This window comes from Rhizobium sp. 3T7, assembly GCF_020166565.1.
Lineage (GTDB): Bacteria > Pseudomonadota > Alphaproteobacteria > Rhizobiales > Rhizobiaceae > Rhizobium.
In genome coordinates this window covers 1-17,746 of sequence record NZ_JAIQXS010000040.1, presented here as the reverse complement: position 1 = coordinate 17,746, position 17,746 = coordinate 1, and the positions used below count along the sequence as shown (strand labels likewise).

Sequence of the window (17,746 nt, the reverse complement as noted above, 5' to 3'; positions counted from 1 at the left end):
GACCGCTTCGTCCTCCACCGTCGAGGTCGCACCTGCATTGGCGACCGGGGCGTCGTCATTGATGTCGATCGAGGCGGTGCCGGTTACGGAATCGCCGTCCTTGTCGGTGACGGTATAGCTGAACTGCAGACGCAGGACGTCATCGAGACCTGCCTGTCCCTTGTCCGGATGATCGAGCGGGCCGAACTGGGTAAAGGTGAAGGCGCCGGTTGCCGCGTTCGCAACGGTCAGGACGAAGACAGGCTGGCCGTCGACGCTGCCGGTGACGGTCAGGCCATCGACCGTGATGACGACGGGCTTGCCACCGGACGTCAGTTCAAGGTGCGAACCGTTCTGCGTGCCTTCATCGATGTTCAGCGAATCGACGAACTGGACGGCGGTGATCTGACCAACATCAGCGCCACCATCGAAGCCGAACGTGCCATTCACCGAGTGCGTCTCGAAGCCGCCTTCCTGGCCTTCCGTTTCCGTCAGGCTCAGCGTTGCGGTGTCGGAGATCGTCGGCAGATCGTCGAACAGCTCCTGACCGTCCCCGAGGCCCGGGTCGGGCTGCTGCGTGTCAGCAAGAAGCTGGGCGAGCTGCGTCGGATCGTTAGGATCCTGCTGGATGGTGTCCTGGAAGTCGGCGCCCGAGCTGGGAGGAGCCGCGCTTGCCGAGTAGGAACCGTCAGGACCGGCCGCGACGTTGATGTTGCTCTGCTCGAGGGCGGCGATCACGGCCTGCTGCGGCAGCTCGACTTCGCCAAGCAGGAAGGTCGGCACGTGCAGGGCGCCGTTGACGATGACGATCTCCGTGCCGTCGGCCTGGACGAGCACGAGATTGTTGCCTTCGACGCGGATGTCGTCGATCGACACGTTAGCCGGCAGGTGGGCGACGTTGTTCTGATCCGGGACGACTTCACCTGGATGGGCGTTCGCAGCTACCGTCTGCGGCGCCGCTGGCACGCGGTCGGTCTTCTCAGGCTGCTGGCTATTATTGGCTTGCGCGACCTCGACGCCCTCACGAGCGGAAGCCTCAATACTTGCGTCTTCATGAATGTCCTGGCGGAAGTCGTGCGAGACGTTTTCGCTTGCAGTAGCGGAAATGCGCGGATCTTCGATAGACATAACAAAACAACCCCAATGAGAAACTGGGGCCAATCAATTACGCAGAAGAGCCAAAAGCAATACTTGCAGCCGCTTCAGACATAGCCGGTTATGCATCCACCCAAAAATGTTTTAGGAAGAGTTAACGACAGGGGCCGGAACATGGCTGGAAACGCTAAAATTCTAATAAAATTAATGAAATACAAACACGCTCCGGCGCTGACGGTCGTGCGTTCCGGGCCGTCGATTCGACACCCACGCCGCCTCCAGGACATTCCGGCATCGCTTGAACCCTCCGGATGCAGCTCAGTGCGAGACGGCTCACACCGTCTCGCACTGAGCTCAAAAAGGTCATTCCGCCGCGCCTATCGGGTGGGCGCCACGAGGCAGAAGAATGCGCCCTGCGGATCGGTCGCATTGATGATCCAGCTGCCGCCGGGCACTTCCATCGGACCGACGATCACCTTGCCACCGCCCGCATTGACGCGTTCGATGGCACTGTCGATCGCCGGCACGTTGAAGTAGTAACCCCAATAGCACATCGGCACGTTGGCGGGTTTGGTCATCATGCCGCCGATCTGCTTTCCATGCTCGGCGAAGATGCGATAGGCGCCCATCTCGCCCATGTCGAAATCGTGGTCCTTGGTCCAGCCAAAGATCTTCGAATAAAAGGCGAAGGCCTCCTCCATGTTGCCAGCCATCAGTTCGTGCCAGCCGATATGGCCGGGCGTACCCATCGGCGCGGGCGGGGTCGGATTGTCTCTCGGCAGCGGGGTCATGACGCAGATCACGGCGCCGTGCGGATCGGCGAGGACGGCAAAGCGTCCGACGGTCGGAATATCCTCCGGCTGGCGGCGGACCGAGCCACCATTGGCAGCAAAATCTTTCGCCGTTTGATCGACATCATCGACGGCAACATAGCCCGTCCAGTTCGGCGGAATGCCCTTCCCTTCCAGTTCTGCGGGAAAATCCATGAGGCCGGCGACGCCTGCGCCATTCGCCTCGAAGACCGTATAGGGCGGCAGGTCCTGGATCTTCATTTCGTTCGTCGTCCAGCCGACAACCTTGGCGTAGAATTCGGCTGCTGCCTTGGGATCGGGGGTCATCAATTCGCACCAGATGAATTTTCCGTGGGTTTCGGACATCGTGATCTCCATTTGCGCTGGGTTCTTATCGGTTGCGGAGCGCACCGCGTCGGCGATGCTGTCCGCTCACCCGCAGCTAGCGCTTCCGGGTGTAATGCGCTTCCATGAACTGCTTCCAGCTGCCGTCCGGTTGCTTGGCAGCGGAGTTGAACGTGCGGTGGTCGCGATCGTGAAAGATGATCTGCTCGCGATAGTCGGCGAGCTTGTTCGCGTCGCTGAAATCGGGGCCTAATGTATAAAGGCTCAGGATCTTGCCGTCGTCGGAGACCTCACCCTCATAAACCCATAAGTGGTCCATCATCGTGCCGATCCAGGTGCCGACATACTTGCCTTTATCGGCGCTGTAGCCGAGGGTCAGTACCGTCGTCGCGGCTCCGCCGCCCGGCATCTGGCCTGAGCCTTCGGCGATGAACCAGATCCCGTGAAGCGACCTCACAATTTCCGTCCATGGCTCCTGTCCGGTCATCTCGGGCGCCGTCACGTCCCAGAGGCCGACGAGATCCTCCAGGAATTCATGCTCCTTCAAAACTTTCGCTTGCTGCATCGTCCTTCTCCCTTGGATGATGGTCGCAGATATCAGTGACAGCTGGATGGCGCGTTCTTCGCCGGTTCGTATTCGTCGTGGCGCTTGACGAAGTCCATCGTGCTGTCCTCGTTGCGGCCCTTTGGCGCGCGATCGAGGATCATCAAGGTGCCGACCGCCTCTTCAAGGCCGCGGGCATAGGTCGAATACGTATGGAAGACCTCACCATTCTCGTTCTTGTAGAACGCGCTGAGGCCCGGAAGCTCATCATTGGCTTTGGCGGGCTCGATTGCCTCGAAATTGTAGAAGACCTTGTCCTTCGCCAGATCGTCCGGGCTGAAGGACACGTGGTAGTCGAAGTTGAAGCTGTTGTCGAAGGACGAAACCCACGGGAATTTCCAACCCATGCGCCTCTTATAGGCCTCGATTTTGACGAGCGGCGCGCGCGAGACGGCGACCCAGGTGACATCGTGGTTATTGAGATGCGGCAGCGTTCCGTCGACATGATCGGACAGGAACGAGCAGCCCGGGCAACCGGCCTCCCAATCGGGGCCAAGCATGAAGTGATAGATCAGGAGCTGGCTACGGCGATCGAAGAGTTCGGCAAGGCTTTTCTTTCCCTGCGGCGTATCGAAGATGTAATTCTTGTCGACCTTGACCCAGGGCAAAGCCATGCGAGCGGCGTTGACCTTATCCCTCAGATGCGTTGCTTCTTTCTCCTTGAGAAGCAGCGCGCGGCGGGCTTCCAGCCATTCTTCACGGGAAACGACTTGGTTCTGCATCACGGCGCCCTCCTCCGGCGCGATCGAGACGTGGCGGTCCATGTTCCTTTTCCTTGACTGTTTACATTGATATCAATATAAATTGAGCATGTCAAACGCGGTAGAGATTCCTTTTTCGACGACGCTCCTAGTACGCGACACGTGCCTGTGCCTGCATGTGCAACGGGCGGCGCGCGCACTGGCGCGGCTCTTCGACGATGCCCTTCGCCCTGTCGGGCTCACCAACGGCCAGTTTTCGCTGATGATGTCGCTAAACCGTCCGGAGCCACCGCCGATGGGACCGGTCGCGACCCTGCTTGCGATGGATCAGACGACATTGACGGCAGCGCTCAAGCCTTTGCAGCGCCGTGGTTGGGTAAATGTAACGCAGAATGCGAAAGACAAGCGCCGACGCTTATTAAGCTTGACACCGGAGGGCAAGCTTGTGCTCGCCGCCGCACTGCCGATCTGGGAAAGCACCCACGCCAGCCTCGAGGCGGTTCTGCCGGACGGCGACATGGGAAGACTGCGGCGCGACCTGCAAGCGCTCGCCTAAAGGTCGGCTACATGCGGCGTGTTTTAGTCGCGCACCATTCGCGGATCCCCGGCGAAATCGTCCACCGAGAATCCAATTTTGACCCTCGGAAAATCGCAAAGCGCCTGGACGCCAATTCCCGAGAGCCGGATCCTCCATGTCTGGCGTTCGACAGGCTCGCGGGCAGCAAATGCCGCCGCCGTCAACAGCGCGATATTGCGGCCGCGCTGCGGATCCCGCACGGATTCGTAGAGGATTGCCTGGCAGCCCGCCTCCCGCGCAGCGTCCGCGAGGGCCTGACAGGGCGCGTAGTTCTGGGGATCGGTCCATATGGGCCGATCGGCATCGAGCGGCGCACGCGTGAGGTCGATAGCAGACGGTGTAGCGATGGCCGCGGCAAAGGCCGTGTACTCCGCGGCGTTGCCGGGAAACGATGTGGCCGGCGATTCCGAATAGAACAACAGCCTATAAAAGGCCATTTCCGCAAGCGCGGTTTCCACACGCTCGGAAGCGTAGAAGACGCCGAGCGTGCGCCCTGCCCGGCGGAAACGCGAGCCATGCGGATAGACGGCACCATAGCGGAACGGAGTGGCGAGCAGATAGTCCAGCCCGATGCACTCCGGCGGCAATGCGGGCTTGCTTTCTTCGAGCAACGTTTCAAGCAGCGCCTGCTCCTCGAGCGTATCGACGAGTTTGAGCGTCGAAATCTGATGCTGCGCCTCGACCAGACGCCAGAACCTGCCCGAGATCGCCCGTGTCTCAGACGATAGCGCGGCGGGCGTCCAGATAGGCAAGGACATCGGTCAATCCCGAGATGCTGACGATCTTTTCCAGCGGCGTCGCGCCGAGTGCGGTGTTGGCGTTGCGCAGCCATTGCCGGGCAACGCCCTCATCGCCGCCGACAATTGCGTCGAGCGAGCGAAACAGACGCACGAGCAGGATAGCGAGTTCAAAGGACTTCGAGCCGCGCTCCAGCAGATAATCCTGCCGCTTCATACGCGAGACGGTTGCCTCGGAAACACCGAGCACCGCCGAAAGCGTTCGAGCGTTGAGGCCAAGATGGTCGGCGGCATTAACGGCCGCTTTGGTGATCACGGCAGCCTCGGGGGACCGGGCGCCAGAGATCGGGTGTGCTAGAGCCATGCCATATTCCTTTCACTGGAAAGAATATAGCACTTTAATTTCATATGAAAAGAGCGTCGCGATGCACGACGCTCTTTTACACTTATGATCAAGCAACGGTGACCGGAACTTCCGTCGACGTGCGCATGGCGTGGCTATAGGGGCAGACGATGTGCGCTGCAGCGGCAAGCTTCTCAGCGGTCGGCTTGTCGAGGCCGGGAATGTTCACCGTCAGGGCGACTTCGATGCCGAAGCCCGTGCCGTCTTCACGCGGACCGATGCCGACGGTGGCGCTGACCGTGGTCTCTTCGGGAATCTTGACCTTTTCCTTGCCGGCGACAAATTTCAAGGCACCGAGGAAGCAGGCCGAATAACCGGCTGCAAAGAGTTGTTCCGGGTTGGTGCCGGTCGCGCCGTCGCCGCCGAGCTCCTTCGGAACCGTCAGCGTGACATCGAGAACGCCGTTTTCGGAAACGGCGCGGCCCGCGCGGCCACCGGTGGCGGAAGCTTTGGTCGTATAGAGGATAGGCATGTCAGTCTCCTTTGCGTTGGGGTTGGATTTTGTATAATGCGCAATTAAATTGTACACAAGTGAATTTTGCAAATTGCATTTCGAATTCGAAAAGAGGACAATTGTTCCCTGGGAAAGGACGACAATGAAAGCGCATCTGGCAAAGACGATGGAAATTCCGGAAGACGAAAAGCGGCTCGACAACCAGCTCTGTTTTGCGGTCTACTCGACCGCGCATGCCTTCACCCGCGCCTACAAGCCGATTCTCGACAAGGTCGGCCTTACCTACCCGCAGTATCTTGTGATGCTGGCGCTGTGGGAAAAATCCGAGCAGCCGGTCAAGGCGATCGGCGAACAGCTCGATCTCGATTCGGGCACGCTATCGCCGCTACTCAAACGCCTCGAGCAAAATGGCCTGATCAAGCGCACCCGCGATTCCCGCGACGAACGGCAGGTCATCGTGTCGCTGACCGAGAAAGGCCGCGCCATGCGGAGCGAAATCGATACCATCATGAGCGCGATCGGCCAGGCTGCGGGCTGCACGCTCGAGGAAATAAAGACAATACGCGAGATGCTGAAGGGGCTGCGGTCCAACCTGACGGCTGCGGTATAGGGGTCGCGCTGGCAGCAACGGGATTGGCCAACCTTATCGATTCCACAGGGCAGCATGGCGGGAATGGTTGCGCAGAAAGTCGAATTCTCGATGGTTTTCGATGGCAACAGGGGGCCGGCTTTCCTGCAGAAGCTCGATCTTCAGCCGCTCGACAACGGCCGTCGTTATTTCGTCCTGAACCGCGAAGATCTGCCCGAAATGACGATCGAAGCGTTCCGCCCAGATGATTCCGCCGGTTCGCGCATCGACAAGCTCGGTCGTTAGACGCAATTCGTGGCCGCTGACGCGAGCGCTTCCGCCGAGGACGTAGTATACACCAAGCGCTAGGGCGACGTCCGGCAGGCGGTCGACCTTGTCGCGATAGGCGAAGCTCAAGTTCTTCGATGCGACAAAGAGATTGGGAATCTTCGCCAAGGCAGTGATGATGTCCTCGACAATGCCGTCTGCGATCCATGTGTGCCGACCACCGGGCACCGCGACCGTGAACGGAAGGACCGCGATGGAGGGCCGCCCCGACGGACCGATCGCCGCGGGCGGCGGCGGAGCCTCGCTGCGCACCACGAGCTTCTCGTCCAAGGCATAACCGCGGCACGGAATGGTGCGAATGAGCTTTGCCGCGCCCTCACCCAGCGTCCTGCGTATATCCGTCACGCACTGGCTGAGCGAGCCGTCCGTGACAGCCACATTTGGCCAGACGGCTGAAACCAATTCGTCCTTGGTGACGACACGTCCCGAATTTTCAAGTAAATAAGTCAGCAACGCGAGGGATTTGGGGCGCAAACGAACATCCTGCCCGCCCTTGCGCAGCCGGCCCTGTTGCAAATCGAGCTGGTGTCCCGCGAATTCGAACATCGACATTGGATGCTCCGAATGTTGGCGCGCAATTTAGCAAACGCTTCCCACCACGACAACGAAGTGTATCCAAGCACGACACCGAAACCAAAGAATTTCAGAGAAATTTCAAAAGCGCTTCAGCGGGTCTTCACGACAACCACACGGATAAATGGGAGGCTTTGCCAATACAACTGCAGCTTGGGGGAGCTACCATGACGTTCCTGCACCTACATGGCGTTCGCGCTTTTTCGCCGACAGCGGCGTTTTCGGGAACATGGCACGCACTCGCGCATTTGGTCCCGCATGGCCATGCAGCGCCTGCAGATCACGTTGCGTGCCGGTCGTTGGACAAGCTTGACGACGAGCAGCTCGCCGATATCGGCATCGTCAGACACGAAGAGTTCGCCGGTTGGCATGAGTCAGCGAGAGGCTCCGATCCCGACCCGATCATGTCCAAAAGCTATTCGTGGCGGTAGACTTCAACTCCGACAAATTCGCGCCAGAAGACCACACTATCTCCCTTGGGAAGATGGTGTCTCCCTTGGGAAAGGAAGACACCAGGATGCATATCGATCACTGCAGAACGACGACCGGTGCCTTGTTCGGCACGCGGTCATAGAGGTCGATGATGTCCTGGTTCAACAGACGCACGCAGCCTGACGAAACGGCCTTGCCGATCGAGCGCCATTCCGGGTTGCCATGCAGACGGTAGAGCGTGTCTTCGCCATTCGAGAAGATGTAGAGCGCACGCGCGCCGAGTGGGTTCTTCAAGCCCGGCTCCATGCCACCGTTCTCGATCGAATACTTGGCGAGTTCGGGCTGACGCGCGACCATTTCATTCGGCGGCTTCCAGCGCGGCCACCTTTGGCGCCATTGGATGACACCGGAGCCCTGCCAGGCGAAGCCTTCACGGCCGATACCGACGCCGTAGCGCATCGCGGTGCCGCCGGGTTGTACCAGGTAGAGGAAACGCGAGGGGGTATCGACGACGATCGTGCCGGGCGCCTGGCCGGTCGGATCGACGACCTGCTGGCGATAGAAGCGCGGATCGATCTGCTGGTAAGGCACGGCCGGAATGAGAAAGCCACCATCCTCAATCGGACCATACATCACCGCCAGCTCGGCATCACCCGGCGTCTGCGGCGCCTGGAACATGTTGATCGGATTGCGCATGACGACCGGCTGAGCCACGGGAGGCGGCCCGGCCGTCGATGCGCACCCGGTCAGCGCCGAAGCTGCGGTCATTGCCGAAAGCGAAAGGAAGCTGCGGCGGGAAAGGGATTTTTCAAAGCTCATAACGCGGGTCTGGTTTCCTGTTGCGCTGGAAGGACGAACGCCCTTCGCGGAGGGTGATTCAACGCCGGTGACGCACGGGAAATCTATCCGCTTGCGCTAAATAAACCATCACCTCACGAAGTCGTGTCCGCCCGCGGACACACGATATCCCAAACCCTGTTGCGCCGCTACATCACGACGATCTCTGCCTTCGCCGGAACACGGTTGTAAAGGTCGACGACGTCCTGGTTCAGCATGCGCACGCAACCCGACGACGTGGCCTTTCCGACCGACTGCCAATCCGGCGTCCCGTGGATGCGGTACAGCGTGTCCTGCCCATCCTTGAAGATGTAGAGGGCACGGGCACCGAGCGGGTTTCCGAGGCCGGGGTTCATGCCGCCGTTCTCAGCGGAAAAGGCGCGTATGTCCGGCTGACGTGACACCATTTCTGCCGGCGGTGTCCAGCGCGGCCATTTTTGCTTCCATTGAATCATGCCACGGCCGGACCATGCGTAGCCTTCGCGGCCAAGGCCGACGCCATAGCGCATCGCCTTGCCGCCCGGCTCAACGAAATAGAGGTGCTTGGTCTTCGTATCGACGATGATCGTGCCCGGCTTCTCTTTCGAGGGATAATCGACCTCCTGGCGCAGATACTGCGGATCGATGCGGCTGATCGGTATGGCCGGCAAGGTGAAGTCGGTGTCGCGCACCTGGCCATACATGGCGCTGTTCACCGGATTGGTGACCGGCAGACCGTAGGTCCGGCTAAAATTCGCGCCTGGGATGCCATAAGTCTGATTGTATATCGTAGGCGGCACACCCGGCCTCTGCGGAATCGGCGTATCCACCGGCTTGACCCGCATGGGATCAACACCGGGCGGGTTATAGAAAACAGGGGACGTTTCCTGCACGAAGCGCGCGGGATCGGTGGCACCGGTGTCCGGGATGAGGATATTGCAACCGCTCAGGCAAAGAGCAGCGGCCGCAAGCCCGACAAATGGCGACACCCGGCTGAGAACAGTCATAAAATACCCTCATCGACAACAGCGAGACGTATAGCTGCGGCAAGGATGGCACTCGCGGCTGGCGCGAGGCTGGTCACGAGATCAGCCTCGCATCAATGGACGTCGGATCACGATCAGGCCGCGACGCCGTGGAAGAACCGTATGCTCTGTTCGATCTCCGCCGGCAGCGCCGAGGTGTGGTTGCCGGTCACCGTGTCCGTTTCGATGCGGACACCACCGGAGCGGGCGCGGCTTGCAAGCAGGCCGGCGCGGTCATTGAAATGCGCCTCCTCGGTGCCGTGCACGACACGGACGGGGCATTTGAAGCTCTTGGCATAGCAGAGCGCGCTGCGGACCTCGAACTCGTGGGCGTTGCCGTCGTCGAAGCGAATATCCTGCGGGTAGCGATTGAAAAAGCGGAAGGCGTCCGGATTGCCCGAGATCGGTGCCGCGGCGCGGAACTTGTGGCTGCTCATCGCCGCAAGCATGGTCAGCGTGCCACCGATGCTGTGGCCGGCGATGAACAGGCGATCGGCATCGACGCCCGGAAGATGCTGCAGACGATCGGCCGCCGAAAGCACGTCATCGACCTCGTCATAGAAGCCCGAGAAATTGCCCATCTGGCCGTTTTCGCCGCGCAACGACGGCATCATCACCACGAATCCGGCGTCGACATAGGCCTTGAGCAGAACCCAGTGGCCAAGACCCATGGCGTTGCCCCCATGCAGGAACAGAACGCCCGGTTTGGGCTTGCTGCCACGCTTGTATTTGGAGACCCAGGCGACCAGCTCCAATTCGCCGCCGTAACCTGAGCGATAGAAAATCTTCTCACCGTCCGCGGGAGCGTCGAGCGGCTCGTACTTGTCGGGAGCCGGCCCCTTCTGCAGCAGCTTGGTATGGAAGCGCTTGCGGACCTTGACATAGTCGTGATCGATCAGCCTCGGCACGTCCGGAACCTCGAATCCACTTGCCATGCGCGGGAGCAGGAGAGCTCCAGCCAGGCCTGCGAGAACCGTGCGGCGCTGGCGGAGAAAAGAATTACCTTCGTCTGACGTCATTTCACACTTCCATCGTTCCCGGCGATTCGAGGATTGCACCGGAAGCGTCCGGTCGCCAACACACGTTGTGTTGAAAAAGGTGGCCCTGCGGCGTTTTGCGCCAAGAAAAGCTACTGCTCGCCCTTGGCATCGATCATGGCGACCAGTGTCTGGAGACGATCCGCCTCATAGGATGGCTTGTCGGGGCGCAGGCGAGAGATTCGCGGAAAGCGCATCGCAACACCGGACTTGTGGCGGGTGGAGCGGTTGATGCCTTCGAAGGCGACTTCCACGACGAAGCCGAAGTCCCTATCCGCCCTGACGGCGCGCACCGGGCCAAAGCGTTCCGTCGTGTTGTTGCGAACAAACTTGTCCAGCACTTCGAGTTCGGCATCCGTGAAGCCGAAATAGGCCTTGCCGACCGGCACCAGCTGTTCACCTTCCGGGGTCTCTGTCCAGACACCGAAGGTGAAGTCCGAATAGTAGCTGGAGCGCTTGCCGTGGCCGCGCTGCGCATACATCAGCACGGCGTCTACATTGTAGGGATTGCGCTTCCACTTGAACCACGGCCCCTTCCCCCGCCCCGCCTGATAAATGCTGTCGCGGCGCTTGATCATCACCCCTTCGATGACAGGATCCGGCGGCGAGGACCGCAGCTGATCCAGTTCGTCCCACGACGAGAACTCGACCAGCGGGGACAGATCGAAGCGGTCGTGCGGCGCATGGTCGATGACCTCCGCAAGACGCGCTCGGCGATCGACATAGGAGCGGCCACGCACGTCCTCCTCGCGATCGAAGAGCAGATCGTAGGCACGAATGAAGGCCGGATACTCGTCGAGCATCTTCGTCGTCACCGTCTTGCGATTCAGGCGTTGCTGTAGATCGGAGAAGGTGCGTGTCGGGCTGTTCGAACGGGTGGTTCCGCCGACAAGCAGCTCACCGTCCATCACGCCGTCGAAGCTGATCGAATCGATGATGTCGGGAAACGCGCCCGAGATATCGTCGCCCGAACGCGAGTAGATCTTGCGCGTATCTCCGGAACGCGACAACTGCACACGAATGCCGTCCCACTTCCATTCCGCGGCATATTCGACTGGATCGAGTTGTTCCAGATCCCCCTCCTCGACCGGATTGGCGAGCATGACGGAATGGAAAATCGCCGGCGTTGCCAGGATTGGCTTGTCGCCCTGCCCTTCCAGCCAGCGAAACAGCGGTTCGTAGGGTGGCTGCAGGCCATGCCAGAGCGTCTCGATTTCGGTCACGTCGCGGCCGCCCATGTCGGCGAGCGCCTGTTTCGCCAGGCGGGACGAGACCCCGATGCGGAGCGCCCCGGTCGCGAGCTTAATGAAGGCGAAGCGACCTGACGTGTCCAGCCGATCGAGCAAGTCGCGCACGAAGCTGCGGACTTCGGTGCGCCCGAGCACGTTCATCTGCCGGACGACATCGCCGAGCCGCGGCTGGGCAAGCGCCGACCGCTCGATGTCCTTCCCGGCGTCCCAGACAAGGGAGATCGTCTCCGCGAGGTCGCCGACATAGTCGTAGGAATAGTGGAAGAGCACGTCGTCCATCCGTTCCAGCACTAATTCGCGCAGCATGGCCGGCTTGACGTTGCGCACTTCGAGCGTGCCGGCGATGGCGGCAAGACCGTAGCCGCGATCCGGGTCCGGGGTGTTGTGGAAGTAATCGGTAAGCAGCTTCAGCTTGCCGTTGCGGCTGGGGGTGAGCACGAGGCGGTCGAGCAGGTCGGCGAAGGCTTTCATCAGTCGGCCTCGTCTTCGTAGCCGACCAGATGGAGCGGTCGGGCCTTGATGCCTTGCAGCTGGCACCAGCGTACCAGCGCCTCCTCGCGGCCGTGCGTCACCCAAACCTCCTCAGGACGCAGATCGCTGATCGTCTCGGTCAGTTCCGGCCAGTCGCAATGATCGGAGATGACGAGCGGCAGTTCGACACCCTGCTGCTTGGCGCGCTGGCGCACCATCATCCAGCCCGAGGCAAACGCCGGCAACGGCTCATTGAAGCGTCGCGCCCAGCGATCGGCAAAGGCGGAGGACGGGCCGACGACGATTGCTCCCTTGAAGGCGGACTTGTCGCGGCTCTCAATAGTCGCGGGTCGAAGTTCACCGAGCTCGACACCCTGACTGACGTAGTAATCACAGAGCCTTTCCATCGCGCCGTGGATATAGATCGGCTGGTCATAGCCTGTATCGCGCAGCAGGCGGATGACGCGCTGCGCCTTGCCAAGCGCATAGGCGCCGATCAGGTGCGTGCGCTCCGGAAACTGCCGCAGCGACGCATAGAGCTTGCCCATTTCGTCGGCCGGATCCGGGTGATGGAAGACGGGCAGCCCGAAGGTGGCTTCGGTGATGAAGACATCGCAGGGCACCGGCACATAGGCGGCGCAGGTCGGGTCCGCGCGCCGCTTGTAATCGCCGGAGACGACGATGCGCGTGCCGTTCTTCTCGATGGCGATCTGCGCCGAGCCGAGCACATGGCCGGCGGGATGAAAGCTGACCCTGACGCCGTTGATCAGGATTTCCTCTCCGAATGCGACGGCCTGCTCACTTGTGCAGAAGCCCTCACCATAGCGAATCTGCATGATATCAAGCGTCTGGCGCGTGGCGAGCACGTTCGTGTGGCCGGGCCGCGCATGGTCCGAATGGCCGTGGGTGATCAGGGCTCGCTCGACCGGCCGCACGGGATCCACATAGAATCCTCCCTCGGGACAATAGAGCCCTTCGGGGGCGGGATAGAGCAAGGCGTCTGGTCTCATGCATGCAAAGATAGCGGGAAACAATGGAAGGGCCAGTGGCACGCGCTTCGCAGACAGGAGATGTTGATCCGCACCAAAATGAAACAGGCGCGCTGGCACGTTTCCTGCAGAGCGGTAGAAATGAAGGAAAGTCCGTTAACCTCCCGCCGTTATCTGTTCCGCCTTGCGGGAGCATCCGCGCTTGTACTGATGGCCTCCCGCAGCTTTGCGACCACGCGCGAGGGCGGTCTGCGCGGCGCGATCGACGCTGTGCAATACAAGACGACGCCGAGTGCGGCCGATCGCAAGAGCGTCAGCCTGCAGAAGATGATTGATCAGGCCGCAGCGGAAAACGTGCCGGTTTTCCTGCCGGCCGGCACCTACAAGGTTTCCAATCTCGTGCTTCCGGAGAATACGAGGATCACAGGCGTACCCGGGGCGTCGCGTATCGTCTATACCGGCGATGGCCACCTCTTAAGCGCGGAAAACGTCAAGCGCGTCGAGCTATCCAATATCGTCATCGACGGGCAGAACCGCTGGCTCGGCGACTATGCCGGCGCGCTGCTGCAATTTACCGGCGTCGACGAGGTGATGATCGACAATTGCCAGATCGCCGGCAGCCGCAAACATGCCGTCCAACTGGAGCGATGCGGTGGTCGGATCGAGCGTAGCCGCATCTCCGGCGCGGGCCATTCCGGCGTCTACGCGGTTGAATCCGATGCGCTCTCGATTACCGGAAACGAGGTCTTCGATTGCGGCAATGGCGGCATTCTCGTGCACCGTTGGAAGAAGGCGACGGACAACAGCGTCGTCAACGACAACCGCGTCTACCGGATCAAGGCCAATGACGGAGGCACCGGCCAGAACGGTAACGGCATCAACATATTCCGCGCTAACAACGTCATGGTTGCAAACAACCATGTGTCCGATTGCGCGTTTACCGCCATTCGCGCCAATTCGGCCTCCGACATCCAGATCACCGGCAACCAGTGCCAGCGCTCCGGCGAGACGGCGATCTATGTCGAATTCGAATTTGAGGGCGCCGTCGTTTCCAACAACATCGTGGACGGCGCGGCGAACGGCATCTCGATCGCCAATTTCGACCAGGGCGGTAGGCTGGCAAGCGTTACCGGCAACGTGGTGCGCAACCTGACCCTGAAAGGCCCCTATCAGCACGAGGTCGGCTTCGGCATCGGCATTGCCGCCGAGGCTGACACGCTGGTCTCCGGCAACATCATCGAGGGCGCCCCGCGCTGGGGCATGCAGCTTGGTTGGGGCCCTTATCTCCGCAATCTCGTGGTGACCGGCAACATTATCCGCAAGGCGCCGGTCGGCTGCGCGGTGTCGGTGGCGCAGGGTGCGGGAACGGCTGTCGTTACAGACAACGTGTTTCAGGAGACGCCCCACGGTGCCGTCCTCGGCTTCGAATGGGACAAGAAGGTATCAGGCGAATTGGCGACCGCAAGCTCCTCGCCCTATGCTCAGCTGACGATCGAGCGCAACCGCGTGTCCTGAGAAACATCAAAAGCTTTCATCGATTCATAAGGCTCGGTAGCTTCCGTTGGGACGCTTCGGCTCCTACCCTGTGGCCAGTCGAACCGGGGATATCGAAATGCTGACAATCTATGGGGTCTATCGCTCGCGCGCCTCGCGCGTTTACTGGATGGCCGAGGAACTGGGGCTGGAATTCGATTCCATACGGGTCATTCAAGCTCGACGTCTTGCCAATCCACTTGCCGCCGATGCGCCTGTTAACACGCTATCGCCCGATTTCCTGGCGATCAATCCGATGGCGCTCATCCCCAGCATCAAGGACGGCGACCTTGTGATGCATGAGTCGCTCGCCATCACGCTCTACCTTGCGCGCAAGCATGGCGGCCCCCTTGCTGGCCAAACCGTCGAGGAAGACGGTTTGATGACGATGTGGACCATCTGGGCGGCAACCGAGGTGGAACCGCATACGGTCAAGATCGTCTACGTCTATGACGACGAGAAGCAGAACAGCGATGAGGGCAAGGCGACGATCGGCGTAGCGGTGCGCTCGCTGAAGAAGTCGTTCGCGACCCTGGAGAAGCATCTGGCGACGAACGACTACGTCGTCGGCAACCGCTTCACGGCAGCCGATCTCAATCTCGCCGAGGTGCTTCGCTACGCACAGACGGAACAGGCGCTGTTCGACGCCCATCCCAACATCAGCGCCTGGATCAAGCGTTGCCAGTCGCGACCAGCCTACATTGCCATGCAGGCGACGCGTTCTGAGGAGCCGATCTGATCAGGGGAAGAGCTTCAGGGTGCCAGCCATCTCCTCACGGATCCAGGCCTTGAAATCCCTAACCTTCTTGGGCTCGCGCGAACCTTCGGCCGTTACGAAATAGTGGCCGAAGCCGGTTTTGGCGCGAATGCCGAAGGGCGCGACCAACTGCTGCTGATGCAGGGCAAAGCCTGCCAGCGTCTGCCAGGCGAGCATGACGCCCTGGCCCGCGATTGCCGCATCGAGACAGAGCGAGGCGTCGTTGAAGATGTGGCGGGTCTCGAGCGTCTTGCCTGAAAGGCCGGCCTCGCGCATCCACACCTCCCAGGTGAACATGGCGCGGCCATCGATCACGGCCGGAAGCGACAGAATATCGGCCGGTTCGCACAGTCGCGCCGCCATGACAGGCGAGCAGACCGGAAAGACCTCCTGCTGAAGCAACAATTCCGCCTTCACATCGGGCCACTGCCCGTTGCCGACACGAATGCCGATATCGATATCGCACAGCGCCGGATTGACCAGCCGGGTGGTGGCATCCATCCGCAGGCTGATCTCGGGATGCCGCTCGGCAAAACGATCGAGCCGATAGACGAGCCAGCGTGCGGCAAAGACGGGTGCCACCGAGATCGTCAGGATGCTGTCGTCGTGCCGCTGTGTCGTCGCCACCGCCTGTGACAGGGCGTTGAAGCCCTCCGTCAAACCCGCCAGCAGGCGCGCGCCTGCCTCCGTCGCGACCATGCCTTTCGGCGTGCGTTCGAAAATCACCTGATCGAGCTGTGCCTCGGCCTTGATGACCTGCTGGCTGACCGCACCGATCGAGACGCCCAGTTCCTCGGCCGCGGCCTGCAGGGAGCCGAGCCGTCCGACCGTTTCGAGCGCACGCAATCCGTTCAGATGAACCGAGTTCAGGTTTCGCATATAGTTTTTCTATACTGAGAGATTGGTAATCTCAATTGAAACGTGCTTCACCGGCCGCGATAATCCGCCGGTATTGAGCAGATGCTCCGTTCGCCACCCAAGAAGGAAGGGAGGCATGCCATGCAAATCCTGAAGTTTTTCTTGAGCGTCGAAACCATAGAGCCGCCCTACAACGCGGATATCAAGCAGGATCCGTTGAACCACCCGGATCTGGCGCGGATGTCGCCGACTGCGCTCGCCGATCTGCCGCTCGGTCCGGAACCACGCACGCCGCCGAGCGGCCACAGCTTGCAAGGTGCGCTTAAGAGTGAGAAATCTGCTAGTCTGTGCGCGCTTCAATTCGAGCGAGCCCAATGACCGACAGCGTCGACACGATCTTTGCGCGTCTCAAGCGCCTCTCCGTGGAAGCCAATCTGCCTGAACTCGAGGAGGGCACGTCCTATGGCAATCCAGCGCTGAAAGTGAGCGGCAAATCCTTCGTGGCGGTCAAGAACAATGAGACCATCGTGCTTTCCATCTCGATCGACGACAAGGAACGGCTGATCGAGATGGCGCCCGAGATCTAATACCAGACGGACCACTATGTCGGCTGGCCATCGCTGCCGTTGCGTGCCAGCGCAATCAGCGACGCGGAACTAAAAGAACGGCTGATCGGCGCCTGGCGATTCCGTGCGCCGAAAAGGCTTGCCACGAGCTTTCGCGGGTGAGCACGTGCCTGCCTTCACCCTTCACAAGCACAACGTGCGCCCGGCTTCTCGCTATGCCTGCTCGCGCTCCAATGCCCTTTGCACGGCCGGACGTTCCATCATCTGAGCGTAATGTGCGGTCGCCTTTCTGAAGCGGGCCGGATCGACGCCGTCGGGACGCAGCCAGCCGGTCATGACGAAGAGATAGGGATCGGCGACCGAGTAGTACTCGCCCATTACCCACGGGCCCTCCAGCATCTGCGCATCGATGAGTTCAAAGCACTCGGCCATGGTCTGCGGCACCTTCGCCTTCATCGCCCCGTGCGCGGCCGGATCATCCGCCCAACGGCTGCCGCGGCGACCGTGTGCGTGGTTCACATGCACCGTCGAACAAAGATAATTGTTGAATGCCTGCATCCGGGCAAACTCGAAAGGATCGAGCGGCGCCAGCTGCGCCGCCGGTGCGAGCTGCGCGATGTAGGCCAGGATTGCCGGCGTTTCGGTTAGAACGCCGCGTTCCGTCACAAGCGCGGGCACCCGGCCCTTCGGGTTGATTTCGAGATACTCAGGCGAACGCTGCTCCGCTTCGGCGAAGTTCAGCTTCTTCGTCTTGAACGGCAACCCAGACTCTTCCAGTGCGATGAGGCTTGCGAGCGCACAGGTATGGGGCGCGAAATACAATGTCAGCATGATCGA

21 protein-coding genes and 1 pseudogene are annotated in these 17,746 nt (G+C 60.8%); 7 read left to right on the top strand and 15 right to left on the bottom strand.

Translation table 11 applies throughout. From position 1 onward, the window contains the following. From K9B32_RS28510 to K9B32_RS28495, 4 genes are all read right to left on the bottom strand, one after another. Positions 1 to 1,107: DUF5801 repeats-in-toxin domain-containing protein (locus K9B32_RS28510; protein ID WP_224568674.1), on the bottom strand; the 1,107-nt coding region annotated here is incomplete at its 3' end. Positions 1,108 to 1,451: 344 nt separating this feature from the next. Continuing rightward, positions 1,452 to 2,231 (bottom strand): VOC family protein, encoded by a 780-nt coding sequence (locus tag K9B32_RS28505; protein WP_224568671.1) that lies wholly within the window; start codon positions 2,229 to 2,231, stop codon positions 1,452 to 1,454. A gap of 76 nt (positions 2,232 to 2,307) precedes the next feature. After that, positions 2,308 to 2,775: a DUF1579 domain-containing protein gene (locus K9B32_RS28500; protein ID WP_224568669.1), complete on the bottom strand. Its 468-nt coding sequence runs from the start codon at positions 2,773 to 2,775 to the stop codon at positions 2,308 to 2,310. Positions 2,776 to 2,807: 32 nt separating this feature from the next. After that, positions 2,808 to 3,536, bottom strand: coding sequence for a DUF899 domain-containing protein (locus K9B32_RS28495; protein WP_224568678.1), 729 nt, complete (start codon positions 3,534 to 3,536; stop codon positions 2,808 to 2,810). A gap of 88 nt (positions 3,537 to 3,624) precedes the next feature. On the opposite strand from K9B32_RS28495, the gene K9B32_RS28490 reads away from it, so the two are divergent. Next, complete coding sequence (locus K9B32_RS28490; RefSeq protein WP_224568667.1) at positions 3,625 to 4,071, top strand: MarR family winged helix-turn-helix transcriptional regulator; 447 nt, start codon at positions 3,625 to 3,627, stop codon at positions 4,069 to 4,071. Between the two features lie 23 nt (positions 4,072 to 4,094). Here the strand turns inward: K9B32_RS28490 and K9B32_RS28485 are convergent, their stop codons facing one another. From K9B32_RS28485 to K9B32_RS28475, 3 genes are all read right to left on the bottom strand, one after another. Continuing rightward, positions 4,095 to 4,850: an RES family NAD+ phosphorylase gene (locus K9B32_RS28485; protein ID WP_224568665.1), complete on the bottom strand. Its 756-nt coding sequence runs from the start codon at positions 4,848 to 4,850 to the stop codon at positions 4,095 to 4,097. Next, the gene (locus K9B32_RS28480; protein ID WP_224568663.1) at positions 4,810 to 5,193 is read right to left on the bottom strand and encodes an antitoxin Xre-like helix-turn-helix domain-containing protein; all 384 of its coding nucleotides are present in this window, start codon (positions 5,191 to 5,193) and stop codon (positions 4,810 to 4,812) included. The genes K9B32_RS28485 and K9B32_RS28480 overlap by 41 nt, the downstream gene beginning before the upstream one ends. Positions 5,194 to 5,281: 88 nt before the next feature. Continuing rightward, positions 5,282 to 5,704: an organic hydroperoxide resistance protein gene (locus K9B32_RS28475; RefSeq protein WP_007791565.1), complete on the bottom strand. Its 423-nt coding sequence runs from the start codon at positions 5,702 to 5,704 to the stop codon at positions 5,282 to 5,284. A gap of 124 nt (positions 5,705 to 5,828) precedes the next feature. On the opposite strand from K9B32_RS28475, the gene K9B32_RS28470 reads away from it, so the two are divergent. After that, a complete protein-coding gene (locus tag K9B32_RS28470) occupies positions 5,829 to 6,296 on the top strand; it encodes a MarR family winged helix-turn-helix transcriptional regulator (RefSeq protein WP_224568661.1) in 468 nt (155 codons plus the stop codon). A gap of 33 nt (positions 6,297 to 6,329) precedes the next feature. Here K9B32_RS28470 and K9B32_RS28465 read toward each other — a convergent pair whose 3' ends face one another. Then, positions 6,330 to 7,154, bottom strand: a complete 825-nt coding sequence (locus tag K9B32_RS28465) for a winged helix-turn-helix domain-containing protein (RefSeq protein ID WP_224568659.1) — start codon at positions 7,152 to 7,154, stop codon at positions 6,330 to 6,332. A gap of 188 nt (positions 7,155 to 7,342) precedes the next feature. Between K9B32_RS28465 and K9B32_RS28460 the strand changes: the two genes are divergently transcribed. After that, positions 7,343 to 7,606, top strand: a complete 264-nt coding sequence (locus tag K9B32_RS28460; protein ID WP_007791572.1) for a DUF1127 domain-containing protein — start codon at positions 7,343 to 7,345, stop codon at positions 7,604 to 7,606. 97 nt (positions 7,607 to 7,703) lie between these two features. Here K9B32_RS28460 and K9B32_RS28455 read toward each other — a convergent pair whose 3' ends face one another. The 5 genes from K9B32_RS28455 to K9B32_RS28435 form a co-directional block, all read right to left on the bottom strand. Then, on the bottom strand, positions 7,704 to 8,426 hold the full coding sequence (locus K9B32_RS28455; RefSeq protein WP_007791575.1) for a L,D-transpeptidase: 723 nt from the start codon (positions 8,424 to 8,426) through the stop codon (positions 7,704 to 7,706). A gap of 167 nt (positions 8,427 to 8,593) precedes the next feature. Then, positions 8,594 to 9,430 carry a L,D-transpeptidase gene (locus K9B32_RS28450; RefSeq protein ID WP_224568657.1) on the bottom strand — a complete coding sequence of 279 codons (837 nt, stop codon included), beginning with the start codon at positions 9,428 to 9,430 and terminating at the stop codon, positions 8,594 to 8,596. A gap of 113 nt (positions 9,431 to 9,543) precedes the next feature. Then, positions 9,544 to 10,467 (bottom strand): alpha/beta hydrolase family protein, encoded by a 924-nt coding sequence (locus K9B32_RS28445; RefSeq protein WP_224568656.1) that lies wholly within the window; start codon positions 10,465 to 10,467, stop codon positions 9,544 to 9,546. 110 nt (positions 10,468 to 10,577) lie between these two features. Next, positions 10,578 to 12,206 (bottom strand): cisplatin damage response ATP-dependent DNA ligase, encoded by a 1,629-nt coding sequence (locus tag K9B32_RS28440; RefSeq protein ID WP_224568654.1) that lies wholly within the window; start codon positions 12,204 to 12,206, stop codon positions 10,578 to 10,580. Further along, positions 12,206 to 13,216, bottom strand: a complete 1,011-nt coding sequence (locus K9B32_RS28435) for a ligase-associated DNA damage response exonuclease (RefSeq protein WP_224568652.1) — start codon at positions 13,214 to 13,216, stop codon at positions 12,206 to 12,208. The genes K9B32_RS28440 and K9B32_RS28435 overlap by 1 nt, the downstream gene beginning before the upstream one ends. Before the next feature lie 120 nt (positions 13,217 to 13,336). Between K9B32_RS28435 and K9B32_RS28430 the strand changes: the two genes are divergently transcribed. Both K9B32_RS28430 and K9B32_RS28425 read left to right on the top strand, forming a co-directional pair. Then, positions 13,337 to 14,710 (top strand): TIGR03808 family TAT-translocated repetitive protein, encoded by a 1,374-nt coding sequence (locus K9B32_RS28430; protein WP_224568650.1) that lies wholly within the window; start codon positions 13,337 to 13,339, stop codon positions 14,708 to 14,710. 97 nt (positions 14,711 to 14,807) lie between these two features. Continuing rightward, positions 14,808 to 15,467, top strand: coding sequence for a glutathione S-transferase family protein (locus K9B32_RS28425; RefSeq protein WP_224568648.1), 660 nt, complete (start codon positions 14,808 to 14,810; stop codon positions 15,465 to 15,467). On the opposite strand, the gene K9B32_RS28420 is transcribed toward K9B32_RS28425, so the two are convergent. Beyond that, a complete protein-coding gene (locus K9B32_RS28420) occupies positions 15,468 to 16,364 on the bottom strand; it encodes a LysR substrate-binding domain-containing protein (RefSeq protein ID WP_224568638.1) in 897 nt (298 codons plus the stop codon). Between the two features lie 120 nt (positions 16,365 to 16,484). Between K9B32_RS28420 and K9B32_RS28415 the strand changes: the two genes are divergently transcribed. Further along, positions 16,485 to 16,721 carry a hypothetical protein gene (locus K9B32_RS28415; RefSeq protein ID WP_411969761.1) on the top strand — a complete coding sequence of 79 codons (237 nt, stop codon included), beginning with the start codon at positions 16,485 to 16,487 and terminating at the stop codon, positions 16,719 to 16,721. Then, positions 16,718 to 17,071, top strand: a pseudogene (locus tag K9B32_RS28410) (MmcQ/YjbR family DNA-binding protein). The gene K9B32_RS28415 and the pseudogene K9B32_RS28410 overlap by 4 nt, the downstream one beginning before the upstream one ends. A gap of 51 nt (positions 17,072 to 17,122) precedes the next feature. On the opposite strand, the gene K9B32_RS28405 reads toward K9B32_RS28410, so the two are convergent. Next, positions 17,123 to 17,740, bottom strand: coding sequence for a glutathione S-transferase family protein (locus tag K9B32_RS28405; protein WP_224568676.1), 618 nt, complete (start codon positions 17,738 to 17,740; stop codon positions 17,123 to 17,125). Between the last annotated feature and the right edge of the window lie 6 nt (positions 17,741 to 17,746).